At 71.0% G+C, this 17,807-nt stretch carries 14 protein-coding genes; 6 read left to right on the forward strand and 8 right to left on the reverse strand.

The genetic code is table 11. The annotated features are described in order from the left end of the window. Positions 1-74 precede the first annotated feature (74 nt). The 4 genes from QJ852_12155 to QJ852_12170 are packed head-to-tail and all read left to right on the forward strand — an operon-like array spanning position 75 to position 6,911. On the forward strand, positions 75-1,565 hold the full coding sequence (locus QJ852_12155) for a DUF3375 domain-containing protein (protein WGX99171.1): 1,491 nt from the start codon (positions 75-77) through the stop codon (positions 1,563-1,565). Beyond that, positions 1,562-2,284: a DUF4194 domain-containing protein gene (locus tag QJ852_12160; protein ID WGX99172.1), complete on the forward strand. Its 723-nt coding sequence runs from the start codon at positions 1,562-1,564 to the stop codon at positions 2,282-2,284. Before QJ852_12155 ends, QJ852_12160 begins: the two co-directional genes overlap by 4 nt. Continuing rightward, complete coding sequence (locus QJ852_12165) at positions 2,281-5,763, forward strand: ATP-binding protein (protein ID WGX99173.1); 3,483 nt, start codon at positions 2,281-2,283, stop codon at positions 5,761-5,763. Before QJ852_12160 ends, QJ852_12165 begins: the two co-directional genes overlap by 4 nt. A 2-nt stretch (positions 5,764-5,765) precedes the next feature. Continuing rightward, positions 5,766-6,911 (forward strand): DUF2220 family protein, encoded by a 1,146-nt coding sequence (locus QJ852_12170; protein ID WGX99174.1) that lies wholly within the window; start codon positions 5,766-5,768, stop codon positions 6,909-6,911. Between the two features lie 5 nt (positions 6,912-6,916). On the opposite strand, the gene QJ852_12175 is transcribed toward QJ852_12170, so the two are convergent. Then, positions 6,917-7,564: a hypothetical protein gene (locus QJ852_12175; protein ID WGX99175.1), complete on the reverse strand. Its 648-nt coding sequence runs from the start codon at positions 7,562-7,564 to the stop codon at positions 6,917-6,919. Between the two features lie 37 nt (positions 7,565-7,601). On the opposite strand from QJ852_12175, the gene QJ852_12180 reads away from it, so the two are divergent. Beyond that, positions 7,602-8,033, forward strand: coding sequence for a DUF6389 family protein (locus tag QJ852_12180; protein WGX99176.1), 432 nt, complete (start codon positions 7,602-7,604; stop codon positions 8,031-8,033). Here the strand turns inward: QJ852_12180 and QJ852_12185 are convergent. Genes QJ852_12185 through QJ852_12195 form a run of 3 tightly spaced genes read right to left on the reverse strand, consistent with a single transcriptional unit; the run spans position 8,028 to position 12,083 of the window. Then, on the reverse strand, positions 8,028-9,404 hold the full coding sequence (locus tag QJ852_12185) for an FAD-dependent oxidoreductase (GenBank protein ID WGX99177.1): 1,377 nt from the start codon (positions 9,402-9,404) through the stop codon (positions 8,028-8,030). The genes QJ852_12180 and QJ852_12185 overlap by 6 nt on opposite strands. Next, a complete protein-coding gene (locus tag QJ852_12190) occupies positions 9,401-10,636 on the reverse strand; it encodes a saccharopine dehydrogenase NADP-binding domain-containing protein (GenBank protein ID WGX99178.1) in 1,236 nt (411 codons plus the stop codon). Before QJ852_12190 ends, QJ852_12185 begins: the two co-directional genes overlap by 4 nt. Positions 10,637-10,643: 7 nt before the next feature. Further along, entirely contained in the window at positions 10,644-12,083 is a 1,440-nt protein-coding gene (locus QJ852_12195) for an aminobutyraldehyde dehydrogenase (protein WGX99179.1), read from the reverse strand. A gap of 123 nt (positions 12,084-12,206) precedes the next feature. Between QJ852_12195 and QJ852_12200 the strand changes: the two genes are divergently transcribed. Beyond that, positions 12,207-13,601, forward strand: a complete 1,395-nt coding sequence (locus tag QJ852_12200; GenBank protein WGX99180.1) for an aspartate aminotransferase family protein — start codon at positions 12,207-12,209, stop codon at positions 13,599-13,601. Between the two features lie 248 nt (positions 13,602-13,849). Here the strand turns inward: QJ852_12200 and QJ852_12205 are convergent, their stop codons facing one another. Genes QJ852_12205 through QJ852_12220 form a run of 4 tightly spaced genes read right to left on the reverse strand, consistent with a single transcriptional unit; the run spans position 13,850 to position 17,796 of the window. After that, a complete protein-coding gene (locus QJ852_12205; GenBank protein ID WGX99181.1) occupies positions 13,850-14,665 on the reverse strand; it encodes an ABC transporter permease in 816 nt (271 codons plus the stop codon). Then, positions 14,662-15,510, reverse strand: coding sequence for an ABC transporter permease (locus QJ852_12210; GenBank protein WGX99182.1), 849 nt, complete (start codon positions 15,508-15,510; stop codon positions 14,662-14,664). The genes QJ852_12205 and QJ852_12210 overlap by 4 nt, the downstream gene beginning before the upstream one ends. After that, positions 15,510-16,646, reverse strand: a complete 1,137-nt coding sequence (locus QJ852_12215) for an ABC transporter ATP-binding protein (protein WGX99183.1) — start codon at positions 16,644-16,646, stop codon at positions 15,510-15,512. Before QJ852_12215 ends, QJ852_12210 begins: the two co-directional genes overlap by 1 nt. Continuing rightward, positions 16,630-17,796: a spermidine/putrescine ABC transporter substrate-binding protein gene (locus QJ852_12220; protein WGX99184.1), complete on the reverse strand. Its 1,167-nt coding sequence runs from the start codon at positions 17,794-17,796 to the stop codon at positions 16,630-16,632. The genes QJ852_12215 and QJ852_12220 overlap by 17 nt, the downstream gene beginning before the upstream one ends. Positions 17,797-17,807: the final 11 nt, after the last annotated feature.

A 17,807-nucleotide genomic window follows, 5' to 3' on the forward strand; every position in this document is an offset into this window, starting at 1 on the left:
TGGTCCCGGGATCCGTCGTACCCCTCTGGAATGCTGTTCCCTCCCCCGAGAGCCAGGAGGAAGGTGGGGACGACGTGAGCGAGATCGCCGGTGAGCTGGCGCGGGTCAAGGGCGCCTTCGCGCAGCCGACCCTGACCCTGCTCCATCAGCGCCAGGCGCCGGTCGTGATCACGATCTTCCGCGCGGCGTTCGGGCGCAACAACAAGCCCATTCCGACCGCCCGGCTGCACACCCAGGTGGAGGAGCACCTCGCCGAGATCGCCCTCGCCGGTGAGGGCGAGGTGCCCGCCGGCAGCGGCCGCGACATCTGCCAACGGTGGATGCGGGGGCAGTGGCTGGTGCGCTCGCTCGACGAGCAGGGCAACGAGGTCTACTCGCTGACCTCCCATGCCCAGCAGGCGCTCGAGCTGGTCAAGAACCTCGCCCGCGACCGCGCCACCCTCAGCGAGCACCGGATCGCCACGATCCTGGGCACCGTACGCCGCTTCAACTCCGAGGCGAACCCCGACCGTGGCGCCCGGGTGAGCCTGCTCAACGAGGAGATCGCCCGGCTCAAGGCCGAGCGTGACCGGCTCGTCGACGGCGCGGAGCTGGTGAGCGCCACCGAGGACTACATGGTCGAGGGGTTCACCGAGCTGCTGTCGCTGATCAGCGCGCTGCCCAGCGACTTCGCGCGGGTCGAGGAGCGGTTCGCCACGATCCGTGGCGAGATCCTGGCCGCCTTCCGGGCCGAGGACCGCCCGGCCGGCGAGGTCATCGACGAGTACCTCGCCCGCGCCGACGCCCTGATCACGGCCACCCACGAGGGGCGGGCGTTCGAGGGGGCGTTCGCGCTGCTGCGCGACGACGCGCTGGTGACCCAGCTCCGCGAGGACCTCACCGCGCTGCTGGAGCACCCGCTGTCCGACGGGATCCTCGGGGACGCCGACCGGGCCGAGCTGCGCGGCACCGTCCGGTTGGTGCGCGACGGCCTCGACCGGGTGCTGGCCCAGCGCAGCCGGGTGACGGCGACGCTGAAGGAGTACATCGTCTCCCACGACGCCGCGCGCGACCGCGAGCTGGAGCAGACCCTGCGCCAGGTCGAGTCGGAGCTGATGACGTGGATGGCCGAGACCGGCCCGCGGGCGACCCACGACGTCTCGCTGCTCCCGGGCCGGGTCGGCGTCGACCACCTGCGTGAGCGGTTCTACGACCCCGCCGACGACGTCCTGCCCGACCGGATCGCCGACGCCGACCCGGCCGACGCGCCCGCCCTGTCCCTCGCCGAGCTGATGGCCCAGGGAGGTCCCCAGCTCGGGTCCCTGCGGCAGCGGCTCGACGACGCGCTGCGCGACCTGCTGCCCGCCGCGTCCCTGGGCGAGCTGTTCGACACCCTCGAGCCGTCGCTGCGGCGGCCGGTGGAGATCTTCGGCCTGCTGCACCTCGCCGCCAACCGCGATCTGGCCACCGAGGACGCGGTCGAGTCGTTCGCCGCGGTCCGCCCCGACGGGTCGCAGCGGACCTTCGCGGTGCCGCGCACGCCCCTGCCCGACCCCGACCTCGACCGTCAGGAGTCCACCGCATGAGCATCGACACCGACCCCGACCTCACGTCCGGGTACGACGAGGTCGAGGACTTCGAGGTCGTCGACGACCGCTCGGTGTCCCTCTTCGAGGGAGACGAGGGCGGCCTGGAGTACGCCCAGCGCCAGGCGCTGGTCGCGCTGCTCAAGCAGCGGTTCATCAGCGCCCGCACGCACCCGCGCGACTGGCAGGTGCTGGTCGAGCACGAGCGGGTCTTCCGCTCCCGGCTCAACGACCTCTTCCTCGACCTGCAGGTCGACCGCGACCGTGAGGTCGCGTGGAAGCGCCAGGCCACGGCCGAGGGGGGTGGCCGGTTCCCGACCCTCCTGCACGACACGGCCTGGTCGCGTGAGGAGACCCTGGTCCTCGTGCACCTGCGCGACCGCCTCCGCGCCGGGGTCGCCGGCGGTGACGCCCGGGTGTACGTCGACCGCGAGGACATCGTCGACTACGTCGCCAGCTACCGACCCGTCCACGCGACCGACGAGTCGGGTGACGAGAAGCGCGCCCGCAACGCGGTGACCGCCATCGTCAAGGCGGGCCTGCTGATCGCGACCGCGTCCGAGGAGCGCTTCGAGATCAGCGAGGCCGTCGAGCCGCTGCTGCCGCTGGAGCTGCTCCAGGAGCTCCTGGAGGCACTGCAGCAGGCCAACGGCACCACGGTGGCACCGGAGACGCCCGCGACCGCGGAGGCCGATCTGTTCGAGGAGGACGGCGCATGAGCATCGACGAGGCCGAGCAGATCGAGGGCGCGGCCGCCGACGGGCTTTTCGCCGAGCAGACCGTCGCCGCACCCGTCGACGACACCGTGCAGTGGCGCGCGTCGCTGTTGCAGCTGGTCAACTGGGGCGGCTTCGGCGGGCTCACCACGGTGCCGCTCGCCGGCGACGCCACGATGATCTCCGGCGCCTCGGGGGTCGGCAAGAGCACCATCCTCGACGCCTACACCGCGCTGATGATGCCGTCGGACACCAAGTTCAACGGCGCCTCCAACGACGCCGTCGCGGGTCGGGCGCGCAGCGCCGGGCAGCGCAACCTGCTGTCCTACCTCCGCGGTGCCGTCGACGTCGTCGACGACCCCAAGACCGGGCGGCCGGTCGAGAAGCTGCTGCGCGGCAAGGGCGCGGACACCTGGGGCGCGGTCGCGATGACCTTCGTCTCCGACCAGGGCGGCCGGTTCACCGCCCTGCGCACCTACTACGTCCCCCGCCGCGCGGCGCGCTCCGGCGACGTGCTCATGCAGATGTGGACCCACGAGGGCGCGCTGCCGCTCGACAAGCTCGAGGCGGCGGTCCCCGAGAAGTTCCACGCCCACACGATCAAGAAGCTCTTCCCCGGCATCCGCGTCCACCGCACCTACGCCGACCTCTCGGCCGTGCTGCACGCCCGCCTCGGCATCGGCGCCAACGGCGACGGCTCCAAGGCGCTGCGCCTGCTGGCCCGCATCCAGGCCGGCAACCAGGTCCGCAGCGTCGACGAGCTCTACAAGGACATGGTCCTCGAGCGCCCCGCGACCTACGCCGCCGCCGACCGCGCGATCGAGCACTTCGACGACCTCGACGCGGCGCATGCCGCGATGCGCACCGAGCAGCAGAAGCTCGAGCTGCTGGAGCCGATCACCGAGATGCACGAGCGTCGTACGGCGGCAGCGGCACGTCTCGCCGAGCTCGATTCCTACGGCATCACGCTCACCGGAGACCAGACGCCGCTGCGCTACTGGCTGTTGCGCACCCACCTGCGCCTGATCGAGACCGCCGTCACGGTCAACCGCGAGGCCCGGTCCTCGACCGTGCAGGCGCTGGCCGCGGCCCAGGCCGCCGAGCTCCAGCTGACCGGCGACCTCGACGCTGCGAAGGAGGCCCACCGGGACGCCGGTGGTGGCGACCTGCAGCGGCTGGCCGCGCTCGCCGATGCGGAGCGCAACCTGAGGGTGGAGCGCGGCAACCGGCTCGCCGAGCTCGAGGAGCGGGTCTATCCCTTGATCGGTCTGCCCGACATCGACCCGCCGGACCTGGAGTCCGCGCTGGAGGATGCCGGCGCGTTCACCGTCCTGCAGGAGCAGGCCCGTGAGCGGGTGGCCGCGGGGGAGAAGGAGCAGAAGCGGCTCCAGGCCGAGCGGGAGACCGTGCTGCGCGAGCAGCAGTTCCCGCTCACCCAGGAGCAGGCGGTGCTCAAGCAGGAGCGGGCCTCGCTGGAGAGCCGAGCCGGCCGGGTGCCGTCCTACCTCCACGACCTGCGCACCGCCGTCGCCCGCGCCAGCGGGCTGTCCGTCGACGAGCTGCCGTTCGTCGCGGAGCTGATCGACGTCGCGCCCGACGAGGTCCGCTGGCGCACCGCGGTCGAGACCGTTCTCGGCGGCAGTGCCCGGATGATGCTGGTGCCGCTCGACCGGCTGTCCGACTTCTCGGCCGCGATCGACGAGCTGCGGCTGCCGGCGCGGCTGACCTTCCAGGGCGTCGAGCTCGACCTGCCCGGCACCGGCCCCTCCGACCCCGAGCGGATCGCCGGCAAGCTGCTCTTCAAGGACTCGCCGTTCGCCGGGTGGGTCCAGCAGCACGTCGAGGAGCCCGCCCGCAACGCGCTCTGCGTCGCCAGCGCCGCCGAGCTCGACGGGCCCGGCTTCCGGGTGACACTGGCCGGCCAGACCCGCAACGGCCGTCGGGGCGCGCACGGGCGCAACGACGTCCGCAACATCATCGGCTTCTCCAGCGAGGATGCGATCGCCGAGATCGACGCGCAGCTGGCCGACGTCGAGCGCCGGCTCGGCGAGATCGACGGCCGGCTGGCCGAGCTGGGTCGCCGCTCCGGCCTGATCGACCTCCAGCGCAAGGCGTACGACGCCATCGTCATGGTCCGCTTCGACGACGTCGACGTCGCGGGCAGTGACCGGCGGATCGCCGATCTGGAGGAGCGGCGGGCGGCCATCCTCGCCTCCGACGACCGGCTCCAGGTGCTTCAGGAGCAGATCGACGACCTGGAGGAGCGGCTCGGCCAGGCACGGAAGGAGCGCTTCTCGCTCGACCAGCGCAAGGACCGGCTCCACGACGACCAGCGTGAGCTCTATGACGCCGAGGACGCCATCAAGGACCGGGTCTTCGCGATCGAGGAGGCCGGTGCGGTGGTCCTCGACGAGGAGCAGGAGGCCGCGCTGGCCGCCGACTTCGCCGCGGCGGCTGCGCCGGACGACCCGGAGGACCTGGACCGCTTCAACAACAACTCCCAGCGTCTCGGTGAGCGGCTGCGCACCGCACTCGCCGACGCGGAGGCCGAGATCCGGCGCTGCGACGACGATCTCGGCACCATCTTCCGCAGCTACAAGTTCGCCTGGGACTCGCCCAACCTCGGTGCGACCGCCGAGTCGTACGCCGACTACGCCCGTATCCTCGACGAGATCCGCGGCAAGGGTCTCGCCGACCGCCGGGCCGAGTGGCGCCGGCGGCTCACCGAGTGGAGCGGCCAGGACCTCGTCCCGCTGCTGGGCGCGATGTCGTCGTCGGTCGAGGAGATCGAGGACCGCCTGGAGCCGATCAACGCGATCCTGCGCCGGCTCGAGTTCGGCGCCTCCGGCGACCGGCTGCGGATCCGACTGCGCCGCCTCGCCCCGGCTCACGTCCAGGTGTTCATGAAGGAGCTGCGCGCGCTGTCCGCCGGCGCCACCACCGAGCTGAAGGAGGAGGACCTGGAGAAGAGGTTCACCGAGCTCAGCCGGTTCATGCGCCAGCTCCGCAAGGCGGACCAGGGTGCCGGCGAGGCGGCCGGATCCGGCGACCGCGACCGGCTGCTCGACGTACGACGGCACGTGGAGATCAGCGCCGAGCGCTACGACCACCTCACCGGCGAGCTGCGCGCGACGTACCGGACCCTCGGGGAGAAGTCCGGCGGCGAGAGCCAGGAGCTGGTGGCCTTCATCGTCGGCTCGGCGCTGCGTTTCCGGCTCGGCGACGAGATGCGCTCGCGGCCGAGGTTCGCGCCGGTGTTCCTCGACGAGGGCTTCGTGAAGGCCGACTCCGAGTTCGCCGGTCGCGCCGTCGAGGCGTGGAAGGGCCTCGGGTTCCAGCTGATCGTCGGCGTCCCGCTCGACAAGGTGACCGGCCTCGAGCCGCACATGGACGAGCTGCTCGCGATCACCAAGAACACCACCACCCATCAGTCCTGGATCACGCCGATCACCGATGCGCTGGAAGGCGCCGACCCGGAGTAGCGGTGAAGACGCCTGAGGATGCACGTCGAGCCGTCGCGCGGCGACTCGACGACGACTGGCACAAGGTCGCCGCCGGCACCGGCACCTGGCGATCGGACGTCAACCTGGGCAGCTCGCAGCTCAAGGGCGCCCTGTTGGCGGCGCGATGGGACGACGTCTTCGCGGTCCGCATGCAGTGGTGGGACTGGGAGCAGGAGCCGATCCCCGGCGTCCGGCTCGACTGGCGGGACGTGTCGCCCACCCAACGGCTGCCCGCACGCCTGGTCGTCGACGACGTCGACGCGGCCGCGCGGCTGGTGGGCGGCGACTGGGTGGACCGATTGGCGCGCGCCCGTGATCGGCGGGTGGTCCTGGCCGAGCGGTTCCCCGGGCTGGCCGACCCGGCCCGGCTGCTCAAGGCGGTCGACGGCTACACCGACGCCGACTTCGACGTGGCCTGTCGCGCGGCCGCCTGGTTCGTCGCGAACCCGACCAGTGGCAGGACGGCCCGCCAGGTCGGCGTCGAGGGCATGGGGACGAAGTGGCTGGCCCGACGTGGCGCCGTCGTCCGTCATCTCGCCGCTCTCGACGATCTCGGTCTCGTCCCCGGACGGCCGTCGCGGGTCCATGTGACCTATCTCGATCCCGACCACAACGCCCGTGCGGGCACCCGGCGGCACGATGTGGTCACGGTCGGCGACCGTGACGTGCTGGCCTATCGGCCGCGCGTGGTCGTGATCTCCGAGAACCGGGACACCGCGCAGTTCTTCCCGCCCGTCGACGGTGGCATCGCGGTCGAGGGTGACGGCAACGGTCCGGGCGCGATCCCCGACCTCGAGTGGCTCAGGGACGCCGCGGTGGTCTGGTACTGGGGCGACATGGATGCCAAGGGGCTCGAGATCCTCGACAGCTACCGCGTGCGCGGGGTGCCGGCCCGCTCGCTCTTCATGGATCTGGCCGCCTACGAGCGATGGGGGCGCTACGGGGTCGACGACAACGACGACGGTTCGCGGATCGAGCCGAAGGAGCCGCGCCGGCTCGAACGGCTGGAGCCGCAGGAGCAGGCGCTCTACCTCGCGCTGTGCTCCTTCGTCTGGGCCGGACACCGCCGGGTGGAGCAGGAGCCGATCCCGCTGGAGGTGGCCGCCGCGGTCGTCCGAGCGGACTGACCGGGTCAGACCGCCTTGCCCGCGAGGTCGGTGAGGTGCACCCCGCCCGACCCGGCGACCGTCAGCCAGGCGTCGCCGGTACCCGGCAGCGGCCGGCCGGCGAGGACGGTGCAGCTGGCCGGCTCGTTGCCGCACAGGGGCGCCAGCACCGCGCCGTCGAGGTCGGCGAGATCGAACGGCTTGCGTGGCGAGACCCCGCCCGCGGCGGCCGTCATCGACACGCCGTCCCACAGCAGCGTCCGTGGACCGCCGTCCCCGGGGACGGTCAGCACGGCGTTGCCCTGGAAGAGCACGACCTCGTACGCCCAGGTGGACCCGCTCTCCTTCGCCAGGGCCTCGACCATCGCCGCGGTGCCCTCGGTGGTGAACAGGTCGGCCCCGCCGCCGCGGGTCGTGATCTCGGTGCGGTCGGTGGTGATCGTCGTGGTCGTGGTCGACCTGGTCGTGCCGCTGTCGCCGTCGAGGGCGTTCACGACCAGGGCCGTGATCCCGGCGCCGGTGCCGCCCAGCACGACCAGCGCCCCGGCCACCAGCACACCGGCCCGGCGTCGTACCCGGCGCCGCTCGGCGGCCGGGTCGTAGGCCGGGTAGTCCGCATCACCGCCCGGCGCGTCGTAGCGACGCCAGGCGTCCGGTCCGGCGTCAGGCCTCATGGACGGAGTATCGCAGTGCCTGCCTAGGCTGGTCGCCGTGGACGAGGAGACCTACCGCGAGCGGCTCGGCCGGGTCCTGGCCGACCACACCGAAGACCTGGCCGCGCGGCTGCGCACCATCGCCGAGGTGGCCGCCGGACCGGCCGGGGAGCCGGTGGCCGGTATCGCCGTCGAGGTCTTCCCCGGCGACGACGACGAGGGGGCCTTCGATGTCTGGGCCCGGTTCGACGGTCCGGACGCGTTCGCGCTCAACCGGCCGATCGACGACGTGCGCCACCTCTTCGGTGTCACGTACGGCGAGCACGGATTCGAGCCCGACGTGCCTGCTCCCGGACTCGGTCGGCCCGGCTTCGACGTCGGCGAGGTGATCGTGGAGGTGGTGGCCTCCTGGGTCGCGCCGGTCTGGGCGGACCTGGCGCCGCCGGCGCTCCCGCCGTTCGAGGTCACCCGTGCCGGCGGCTGCTCATGAGTCGAAGCCGAGTCCCAGCCGGTCCATGGTCCGCAGCCACAGGTTGCGGCGGCCGGTCTCGTCGGCGCGTGCCGACGCCCACCGGGTGAGCTGGATGCCGACCCAGGCGAAGGGCTCGGGCGGGAAGGGCAGCGGCTTCTCGCGCACCATGGCCAGCCGGGTCCGCTCGGTCGGCGTGCCCTCGAGCAGGTCGAGCATCACGTCCGCGGCGAACCGCGAGGCGCCCACGCCGAGCCCGGTGAACCCGGTCGCGTAGGCCACCCTGCCGCGGTGGGCGAGCCCGTAGAACGCGCAGAATCGGGTGCAGGTGTCGATCACCCCGCCCCACCGGTGGGTGAACCGCACCTCCGACAGCTGGGGGAAGGTCGCGTAGAAGTGCTCGGCGAGGAGTCGGTGTGTGGCCGGGCGCTGCTCATGCCCGGGCGCCATCCCGCGCCCGAAGTGGTAGACGGCGTCGTACCCGCCCCACAGGATCCGGTCGTCCGCGGTCAGCCGGTAGTAGTGGAAGAGGTTGCCGCTGTCGGCGACCCCGAAGCGTGCCGTCCAGCGGAGTGCCGCACGCTGCTCGGCGGTGAGCGGCTCGGTCGCCAGCACATGGTCGTAGACGGGGACGACCCGCGCCCGCATCCGTCGCAGCAGCGAGGTGAACACGTTCGTCGCGAGCACGACCTGCCGGGCCCGTACGACGCCGTGGGAGGTCGTCGCCTCGACGGACGTGCCTCGGCGGCGCAGGCGTAGGACGGACGTGTCCTCGGCGATCCGCGCCCCGAGGGACTCCGCAGCGGCGGCCAGGCCCCACGCCAGCCGGGCGGGGTCGACCATCGCGCAGCCCTCGGCGTCCAGGCGTCCGGCGAGGTAGGTGGGGGAGTCGACCGCCGCCTGCACCGCCGTCGCGTCGAGGAAGCCGGGCACGGAGGGCTCGAGCAGGTCGACCTCGTGCGTGCGGGTCGCGACCGAGAGCTGGCCGGTGCGCTCGAAGCCGCAGGAGATCCCGTACCGGGCGACGGTCGCCTCGATCTCGTCCAGGTTGGCCAGGCCCATCCGCTCCAGCGCCGCGTACTCGTCGGGCCAGCGCTCCTGCCCGTTGGCCTCGCCGTGGGTCAGACTGGCCTCGCAGAAGCCGCCGTTGCGCCCGGTGGCGTGCTCGGCGAGCCGGTCCCGCTCGACGACCAGCACCGAGCGTCCGGGATCGCGCTCGAGCGCGCGCAGCGCCGTCCAGAGGCCGGTGAAGCCGCCGCCCACCACCAGCAGGTCGACGTCCGCATCGCCGACGGGCACCCGCGCGTCGGGACGGTCGGGGGAGTCGAGCCAGAGCACGGCGGGCGCGGCGGCATCCGCCCGCGCGTGGGCCTCCCGGGGCGTGAGGGTCATTGCTCGCGCTGACCCCACGGGGCGCCGTACGCCGTCAGCAGGTCGAGGAAGGGCACCGCATCGAACGCCTCGGGGCCGAGCACGCCGGTGCCCTGCCAGGTGCCGGTCGCGAGCAGCTCGAGCGCGACGACGGGGTTGACCGCGGTCTGCCAGACCACGCACTGGTGGCCGTACTCCGCCATCGACCAGGCGTTGTCGACCACGTGGTAGAGGTAGGTCGAGCGCGGGCCGGTCGGATGGCCCTCGGCGTCCTTGCCCGTGCCGGTGACCCACAGGCCCGCACAGGTCTTGCCCGTCATCCGCGGCCCCACCGTCGCCGGGTCGGGCAGCACCGCCGCCACGACGTCGCGCGGCGAGACCTCGACTCCCTTGACCCGCACCTTCTCGGTCCGGTCGAGGCCGAGCGTGTTGAGCACGCGCAGCATCGTGATGAACTCCTCGCCGAGGCCGTACTTGAAGGTCACCCGCCTGCAGTCGACCCAGCGCGGCATGAGGAGCACCTCCTCGTGCTCGACGTTGACGCATTCGACCGGGCCGATCCCCTCCGGGAAGTCGAAGACCTCGGGCTCGCTGAACGGGGCGGTGGTGAACCAGCCGCGCTCGACCTCCCAGATCACCGGCGGGTTGAGACACTCCTCGATCGTGGTCCACATGGAGAACGACGGCGCGAAGATCTCGTTGCCGTCGTCGTCGGTCACGACCAGGTTGGCGCCGTCGCGGGTGCCGAGCTCGTCGATCTCGGCGAACAGGTGGTCCGCGGCGTAGCGGGCGAACACGTCGGAGAGACCCGGCTCCACGCCGATCCCGACCAGTGCCAACCGCCCGGCGGCCTCCCAGTCGCCGGCGCGGGCGAACTGCTCGTCGCCGAGCTTCACCCCCGTCGTCTGGTACGGCGTCTCGGGGTGCGGCCGCGAGAGCGACATCGCCATGTCGAGATAGTCCGCGCCCGCCGCGAAGGCCCCCTCGAAGACGGGCATGTCGAAGACCGGGTCCACGGCGTTCATGACGTGGGTGATGCGGTGCTCACGGCACAGGGCGGTCACCGCTGCCGCGGACGAGGCGTCCACCCGGGCCGCGGTGAACCGAGTGTCGACGGCGGCGGCCTGCTCGGCGCGGGCCGGGTCGTGGTCGGCGACGACGATCGTCTCGAAGAAGTCGCGGCGGGCGGCGATCGCGGCGAAGGCACCGCCCACACCGCCGGCGCCCACGAGGAGGATCCGCATCCCGGTCATCGCCGGATCACGCCCCCGTGTAGGACATCACGTGCTTGATGCGCGTGTAGTCCTCCAGGCCGTACATGGACAGGTCCTTGCCGTAGCCGGAGTGCTTGAAGCCGCCGTGCGGCATCTCGGAGACGAAGGGGATGTGGGTGTTGATCCAGACCACGCCGAAGTCGAGCCGGCGCGACATCCGCATCGCGCGGCCGTGGTCGCTGGTCCACACGCTCGACGACAGGCCATAGCGCACGTCGTTGGCGTTGCGTACCGCCTCCGCCTCGTCGGCGAAGTGCTGCACGGTGATGACCGGGCCGAAGATCTCGTCCTGGACCACCTCGTCGTCCTGGCGGAGCCCGGAGACGACCGTCGGGTCGTAGTAGTAGCCACCCTCGCCGCCGGTGACCGTGGGCCGGGTGCCGCCGGCCTCGATCCGGGCGTGGTCGGGCAGCCGGTCGACCATCCCGGCGACGCGGGCGAGCTGGTCGGGGTTGTTGAGCGCGCCGTAGAGGATGTCGGGGTCGTCGGGGAGCCCGGTGCGGGCGGCGCGGGCCTGCTCGGCGAGTGCGGCCACCAGCTCGTCGTGGATGCCCCCGGCGGCGAGCACCCGGGTAGCGGCCGTGCAGTCCTGGCCGGCGTTGAAGTAGCCGGCGGTCGCGATCGCCTCCGCGGCCGCCGCGACGTCGGCGTCGTCGAACACCACGACCGGCGCCTTGCCGCCCAGCTCCAGGTGCACCCGCTTGAGATCGGTCGCCGCGGCCCCGGCGACCTCGATGCCGGCCCGCACCGAGCCGGTGATCGCGACCAGCTGCGGCGTACGGTGCTCGATCAGGGCGCGGCCGGTGTCGCGGTCGCCGCACACGACGTTGAGCACGCCGGGCGGCAGGATTTCCGCGGCCAGCTCGGCCAGCCGGACCGTGCTGGCGGGCGTCGTGTCGCTCGGCTTGAGGACCACGGTGTTGCCGGCGGCGAGGGCGGGCGCGATCTTCCAGATCGCCATCATCAGCGGGTAGTTCCACGGGGTCACCTGGGCGACCACCCCGATCGGCTCGCGCCGTACCCAGGAGGTGTGGTCCTTGAGGTACTCGCCCGCGCTGCGCCCCTCGAGGACGCGGGCCGCACCGGCGAAGAAGCGGAACTCGTCGACGCTCGGCGGCAGCTCCTCGTCGGCGGTCAGACCGAGCGGCTTGCCGGTGTTCTCGGACTCCACGCGGACGAACTCGTCGGCACGGTCCTCCAGCGCCTGGGCGATGCGCAGCAGTGCCTCCTGCCGCTCCTTGGGGGTGGTGTCACCCCACGCCTCGAAAGCGCGCTCGGCGGCCCGCATCGCCCGGTCGACGTCCTCGGCGCCGCTGGCGGGTGCGGTCGCGTAGGCACGGCCGGTCGCGGGGTTGACGATGTCGTAGGTGGCTCCGGAGGCGGCGTCGACGGACGCGCCGTCGATGACGTTGCGCAGGGGGGTCATGGCTGGCGAGCGTAGTCACCATGTCGTCGCCGCGAAAGCCCGATGCAACGAAATCCGTTGCGATTTGCTCAGATCACAACTGATTCACTTGCTGTTTCTGAGGTGAAGGGCCAAGATGGAGGGGTGGTAGACACAACGACGCACGACGCCCTCCAGCAGTCCGCCCGGGATCACCTGTGGATGCACTTCACCCGCATGTCGTCGTACGACACCGCGGAGGTGCCGGTCATCGTCCGCGGTGACGGCGCCTACGTGTGGGACGCCCACGGCCGCAAGTACCTCGACGCCCTCGGCGGACTCTTCGTCAGCCAGCTGGGCCACGGCCGCACCGACCTCGCCGAGGCCGCCGCGAAACAGGCCGCGGAGCTCGCGTTCTTCCCGCTGTGGTCCTACGCCCACCCGACGGCGATCGAGCTGGCCGCGAAGATCGCCGGGCACGCGCCGGGCGACCTCAACCGGGTCTTCTTCACCTCCGGCGGCGGCGAGGCCGTCGAGTCGGCGTGGAAGCTCGCCAAGAACTACTTCAAGCTGGTCGGCAAGCCGATGAAGCACAAGGTGATCAGCCGCTCCATCGCCTACCACGGCACGACCCAGGGCGCCCTGTCGATCACCGGCCTCCCGGGGCTCAAGGCGCCGTTCGAGCCGCTGGTGCCCTCGACCTTCCGGGTGCCCAACACCAACATCTACCGCGCTCCCTCGTTCCTGGAGGGCGCCGACGGCGCCGTCGACCCGGAGGTGTTCGGCCGCTGGGCCGCCGACCAGATCGCCGTCGCCATCGAGAACGAGGGCCCCGAGACCGTCGCGGCCGTCTTCCTCGAGCCGGTGCAGAATGCCGGTGGCTGCTTCCCGCCGCCGCCGGGCTACTTCCAGCGGGTGCGCGAGATCTGCGACCAGTACGACGTCCTGCTGGTCTCCGACGAGGTGATCTGCGCCTACGGCCGGCTGGGCCACATGTTCGGCGCCGAGCGCTACGGCTACCAGCCCGACATCATCACCTCGGCGAAGGGCATCACCTCCGGCTACGCGCCGCTGGGTGCGATGATCGCCAGCGACCGGGTCTACGAGCCCTTCGCCCACGGCACGGAGACCTTCCTGCACGGCTACACCTTCGGTGGGCACCCGGTCTCCACGGCCGTGGCGCTGAAGAACTTCGAGATCTTCGAGGACGAGAAGGTCCTCGAGGGCGTGCGCGAGAACGAGGGAGCCTTCCGGGGCACCCTGGAGCGGCTGCTCGACCTGCCGATCGTCGGCGACGTGCGCGGCGACGGGTACTTCTACGGCATCGAGCTGGTCAAGGACAAGGCCACCAAGGAGACCTTCGACGAGGAGGAGTCCGAGCGGCTGCTGCGCGGCTTCCTCTCCAAGGCGCTCTACGACGCCGGCCTCTACTGCCGCGCCGACGACCGCGGCGACCCGGTCATCCAGCTCTCCCCGCCGCTGATCTGCGGCCAGGAGCACTTCGACGAGATCGAGCAGAAGCTCCGCGCGGTCCTCACCGAGGCGGCAGGGCTGCTGTAGCAACCGGGGACGCTCGGCAGCAACCACCGCATCCAGCGGCGGTCCGGGAGGTGGGGAACCCGGGCCGCCGCTTCGTCGTTGAGTTGCCGCTAACTCACCGTTGAGTTGCCCCTTCCTCGTCGTTGAGTTGCCCCTTCCCCACCGTTGAGCTGCCGCGTCCTGACGTGCGAGCTGCCCGACTCGCAAGGAGACGGGCACTCAATGACGAGAAAGGGGAAACTCAACGGTGAGTTAGCGGCAACTCAACGTCAGACTGCAGCCCGCTTGCGGGTGACCAGCATGTTGCCGACGACGAGGAACAGCGAGATCAGGAACATCACGGTCCCGACCACGTTGACCTGCATCGGGATGCCACGCTGCGCGACGCCCCACACGAACATCGGGAAGGTGACGGTCTGGCCCGCGTTGAGGTTGGTGATGATGAAGTCGTCGAAGGACAGCGAGAAGCTCAGCAGCGCCGCGGCGGCGACACCGGGGAACACCAGCGGGAAGGTCACCCGCCAGAAGGTCGTCCACTCGCTGGCGTAGAGGTCCATCGCGGCCTGCTCGAGATTCTGGTCCAGCCCGGACAGTCGGGCCTTCACCGTCACGATGACGAAGGACAGGCAGAACATCACGTGCGCGATGAAGATCGTCACGAAGCCCAATCGGCCGCCGAATCCGCCGGCGACGAACAGGGCGAGCAGCGAGGAGCCCATCACGATCTCGGGTGAGGCCATCGGCAGGAAGATCACCGTGTTGGCGACCGAGCGGCCGAGGAAGTCGTGGCGGACCAGCGCGAAGGCGGCCAGGCTGCCCAGGATGGTCGCCACGAGGGTCGCGAGCAGCCCGATCTCGATGCTGCGGACCACCGCCTCGCACATGCCGTCGGGTCGGCAGGGGTTGGCCCAGTTGCTCCAGGTGAAGTCCCGGAACGCATAGACGTTGCGCGACTCGCTGTTGTCGTTGAAGCTCATCAGCATCACGACGGCGATCGGCACGAACATGTAGACCAGCACGAGCAGACCGGCCGCCAGCACGAGGTGCTCGCCGATCCATCGCCCGGCCCGCTGCAGTCCCGTCATACCAGCTCCTCCGTCCCGGCCGTGCGGATGTAGAGCATGACCATCGCGACGATGATCACCATCAGGATCACCGACAGCGCTCCGGCGGTGGCGTAGTCGCCGGTGCTGGTGAACAGGTTCTGGATGACATTGCCCACCATGCGCTGGTTGGGGCTGCCCAGCAGCGCGGCGTTGATGTAGTCGCCGGCCGCCGGGATGAAGGTGAGCAGGGTGCCCGCCACGACCCCCGGCTTGGAGAGCGGCAGGGTCACCTTGAGGAAGCCGCGGGTCGGCGAGGCGTAGAGGTCGCCGGCGGCCTCGATCAGCCGCCCGTCGATCTTCTCCAGGCTGGCGTAGAGCGGCAGCACCATGAACGGCAGGAAGTTGTAGACGAGCCCGGCGATCACCGCGACCGGCGTCGCGAGGAGCCGCCCGTCGTCGCCGAGGATCTGCAGGAACTGCAGAGTGTCGACCACGAACCCGTCGTCGGCCAGGATCAGCTTCCAGGACAGCGTGCGGACCAGGAAGCTGGTGAAGAACGGGGCGATCACCAGGACCAGCAGCAGGGTGCGCCACCTTCCGGCCTTGAACGCGATCGCGTAGGCGAGGACGTAGCCCAGCACCAGGCAGATCGCGGTGGCGACCGCGGCGTACCACAGCGACCGGACCAGGGGCTCCCAGAACTGCTGGAGCGCGTCGACGAAGTTCGCGAACCGGTAGTCGACGTCGTAGCCCGTCAGCACCGAGCCCTGCGGGTCGAACAGGCTGGTCGCGAGCAGCGAGTAGAACGGGATGACGAAGAAGAGGGCGAGCCACAGGCCCGCCGGCAGCATCAGCCAGTAGCCGGTGAACCGCCCGCGCCGCATCAGGACTCCTCGACGACGCCGGCGTTGACGTCCTGGCTGGCCGGCAGCAGGAAGGCGAACTCCGGTCGCCAGGAGACGTCCACCTTCGTGCCCGTCGCGAGGACGGCGCGCCGGCCGGTGTTCTGCTCGAAGGACATCAGCTCCTGGCCCCACGGCATCATCACGAGGTACTGCGTGCTGACGCCGACGAAGCTGACGTCGGTGATCACGCCGCCGGTCATGTGGTTGCCGGGCGCGTCGATCGGCTCGCCGACGGGGGCGACCAGCACCTTCTCGGGGCGGATGCCGACCCAGCCCGCGCCGCTGTGCACGTGGGCGCGGTCGGCGGGGATCGAGACCTGGGTGCCGTGCATGTCCACCCGGACGACGTCGCCCTCGGCGCTGGTCACGGTGCCGGGGATCAGGTTGGACTGCCCGAGGAAGTTGGCGACGAAGGTGGTGCGCGGGTTCTCGTAGAGCTCCGCGGGGGATCCGAGCTGCTCGATGAGGCCGCCGTTCATCACCGCGATGGTGTCGGCCATCGTCATCGCCTCCTCCTGGTCGTGCGTGACGTGCACGAAGGTGAGGCCGACCTCGGTCTGGATCCGCTTGAGCTCGATCTGCATCGAGCGGCGCAGCTTGAGGTCCAGCGCGCCGAGCGGCTCGTCGAGCAGGAGCACCTCGGGACGGTTGATGAGGGCCCGTGCCAGCGCGACCCGCTGCTGCTGGCCGCCCGACATCTGCGGCGGCTTCTTGCGGGCCTGGGCCTCGAGCTCGACCAGCGCGAGCATCTCCCGTACCTGCTGGTCGACGTCCTTGACCTTGCGGCGGCGCAGCCCGAAGGCGACGTTCTCGTGGATGTCGAGATGGGGGAAGAGCGCGTAGTTCTGGAAGACGGTGTTGACCGGCCGCCGGTACGGCTTCTCGTAGGTGATCTCGCTGTCGCCGAGGTGGATCGTGCCGGAGGTCGGCGTCTCGAGGCCGGCCACCATCCGCAGCGTGGTCGTCTTGCCGCAGCCGGACGGGCCGAGGAGGGCGAAGAAGGTGCCCGCGGGGATCTCCAGGTCGAGGGAGCGCACGGCCGTGAAGGTGGCGAACTCCTTGGTGAGCGCGGCGAGCCGAAGACTCCGGCCCCCGCTGTCAGCCGCCAATGACATCGGCGAAATCTCCTTCGTAGGCGCGGATCTGGAACTCCTCGAGTGCCATGAACGAGTGCATCGTCTTCAGTGACTCGGCGGAGGGGAAGATCAGCTGGTTGTCGACGAGGCTCGGGTCGACCTTCTCCATCGCCTCCTGGGCGCCCTTGACCGGGCAGATGTACCAGACGTACGCCGCGAGCTTCGCGGCCACCTCGGGCTCGTAGTAGTAGTTGATCCACTCCTCGGCGTTGCCCTGGTGGGTGGCGAGATTGGGCACCAGCATGTTGTCGGACCAGATCATCTGGCCCTCCTCGGGCGAGACGAAGACCAGGTCCTCGTTCTCCGCCGCCGCGACGTCGCCCGACCAGGCCTCGCAGGCCAGGATGTTGCCGGCCGAGAGATCCTGGATGTAGTCGTTGCCGGTGAACGCTCGGATCTGGCCGTCGTTGCGGGCCTTGCGCAGCCGATCGATCGCGTTGTCCCAGTCGTCCTGGCTGAAGTCGGCCGGGTCGGCGCCCTGCGCCAGCATGATCAGGCCCATCGTGTCGCGCATCTCGGTCAGCAGCGAGATCCGTCCGCGCAGGTCGTCGCGGGAGAGCAGCTCCTCGAAGGAGCGGACCTCGTCGACCTTCGACCTGTTGTAGGCGATGCCGGTCAGGCCGCTCTGCCACGGTGCCGAGTAGGTGCGCTCGGGATCCCACCCGACGCCCTGGAGCGAGTCGATCAGGTTGGTGTGCAGGTTGGGGACCTTCGCGGCGTCCAGGGGCTGGATCCAACCGACCTGGATCATCCGCGCCGCCATCCAGTCGGTGAGCATGAACAGGTCGCGCTTCGACGACTGGCAGGAGCCGAGCTGGTTGACGACCTTCGCGAAGAACTCCAGGTTGTCGTTGACGTCGGCGGTGTAGCTGACCTGGATCCCCGTGCGCTCCTGGAACTCGGTGAGCGTCGAGAGGTAGTCACCGTCGTCCTCATCGATATAGCCCGGCCAGTTCGAGACGACGAGCTGCCGGTCCGAGGCGGACAGGTCGCGGGTCCGGCAGGAGGCGGGATCCTGCTTGCGGTCGGGCGTGCCGAACAGGGGGAGGACGCCGAGACTGGCGCCGCCGACCAGGAGCCCGGCACCCCCGCGGAGCGCCGCTCTGCGACTCAGACGGGCAGAAACCACCGATCGCCTCC

Source organism: Nocardioides sp. L-11A (genome assembly GCA_029961745.1).
Lineage (GTDB): Bacteria > Actinomycetota > Actinomycetes > Propionibacteriales > Nocardioidaceae > Nocardioides.

Bases quoted from the DNA above. Each gene is read 5' to 3' on its own strand.
- QJ852_12190 (WGX99178.1), bottom strand. From the start codon at position 10,636: ATGACCGGGATGCGGATCCTCCTCGTGGGCGCCGGCGGTGTGGGCGGT.
- QJ852_12185 (WGX99177.1), bottom strand. From the start codon at position 9,404: ATGACCCTCACGCCCCGGGAGGCCCACGCGCGGGCGGATGCCGCCGCG.
- QJ852_12165 (WGX99173.1), top strand. From the start codon at position 2,281: ATGAGCATCGACGAGGCCGAGCAGATCGAGGGCGCGGCCGCCGACGGG.
- QJ852_12215 (WGX99183.1), bottom strand. From the start codon at position 16,646: ATGTCATTGGCGGCTGACAGCGGGGGCCGGAGTCTTCGGCTCGCCGCG.
- QJ852_12210 (WGX99182.1), bottom strand. From the start codon at position 15,510: ATGCGGCGCGGGCGGTTCACCGGCTACTGGCTGATGCTGCCGGCGGGC.
- QJ852_12205 (WGX99181.1), bottom strand. From the start codon at position 14,665: ATGACGGGACTGCAGCGGGCCGGGCGATGGATCGGCGAGCACCTCGTG.
- QJ852_12195 (WGX99179.1), bottom strand. From the start codon at position 12,083: ATGACCCCCCTGCGCAACGTCATCGACGGCGCGTCCGTCGACGCCGCC.
- QJ852_12175 (WGX99175.1), bottom strand. From the start codon at position 7,564: ATGAGGCCTGACGCCGGACCGGACGCCTGGCGTCGCTACGACGCGCCG.
- QJ852_12160 (WGX99172.1), top strand. From the start codon at position 1,562: ATGAGCATCGACACCGACCCCGACCTCACGTCCGGGTACGACGAGGTC.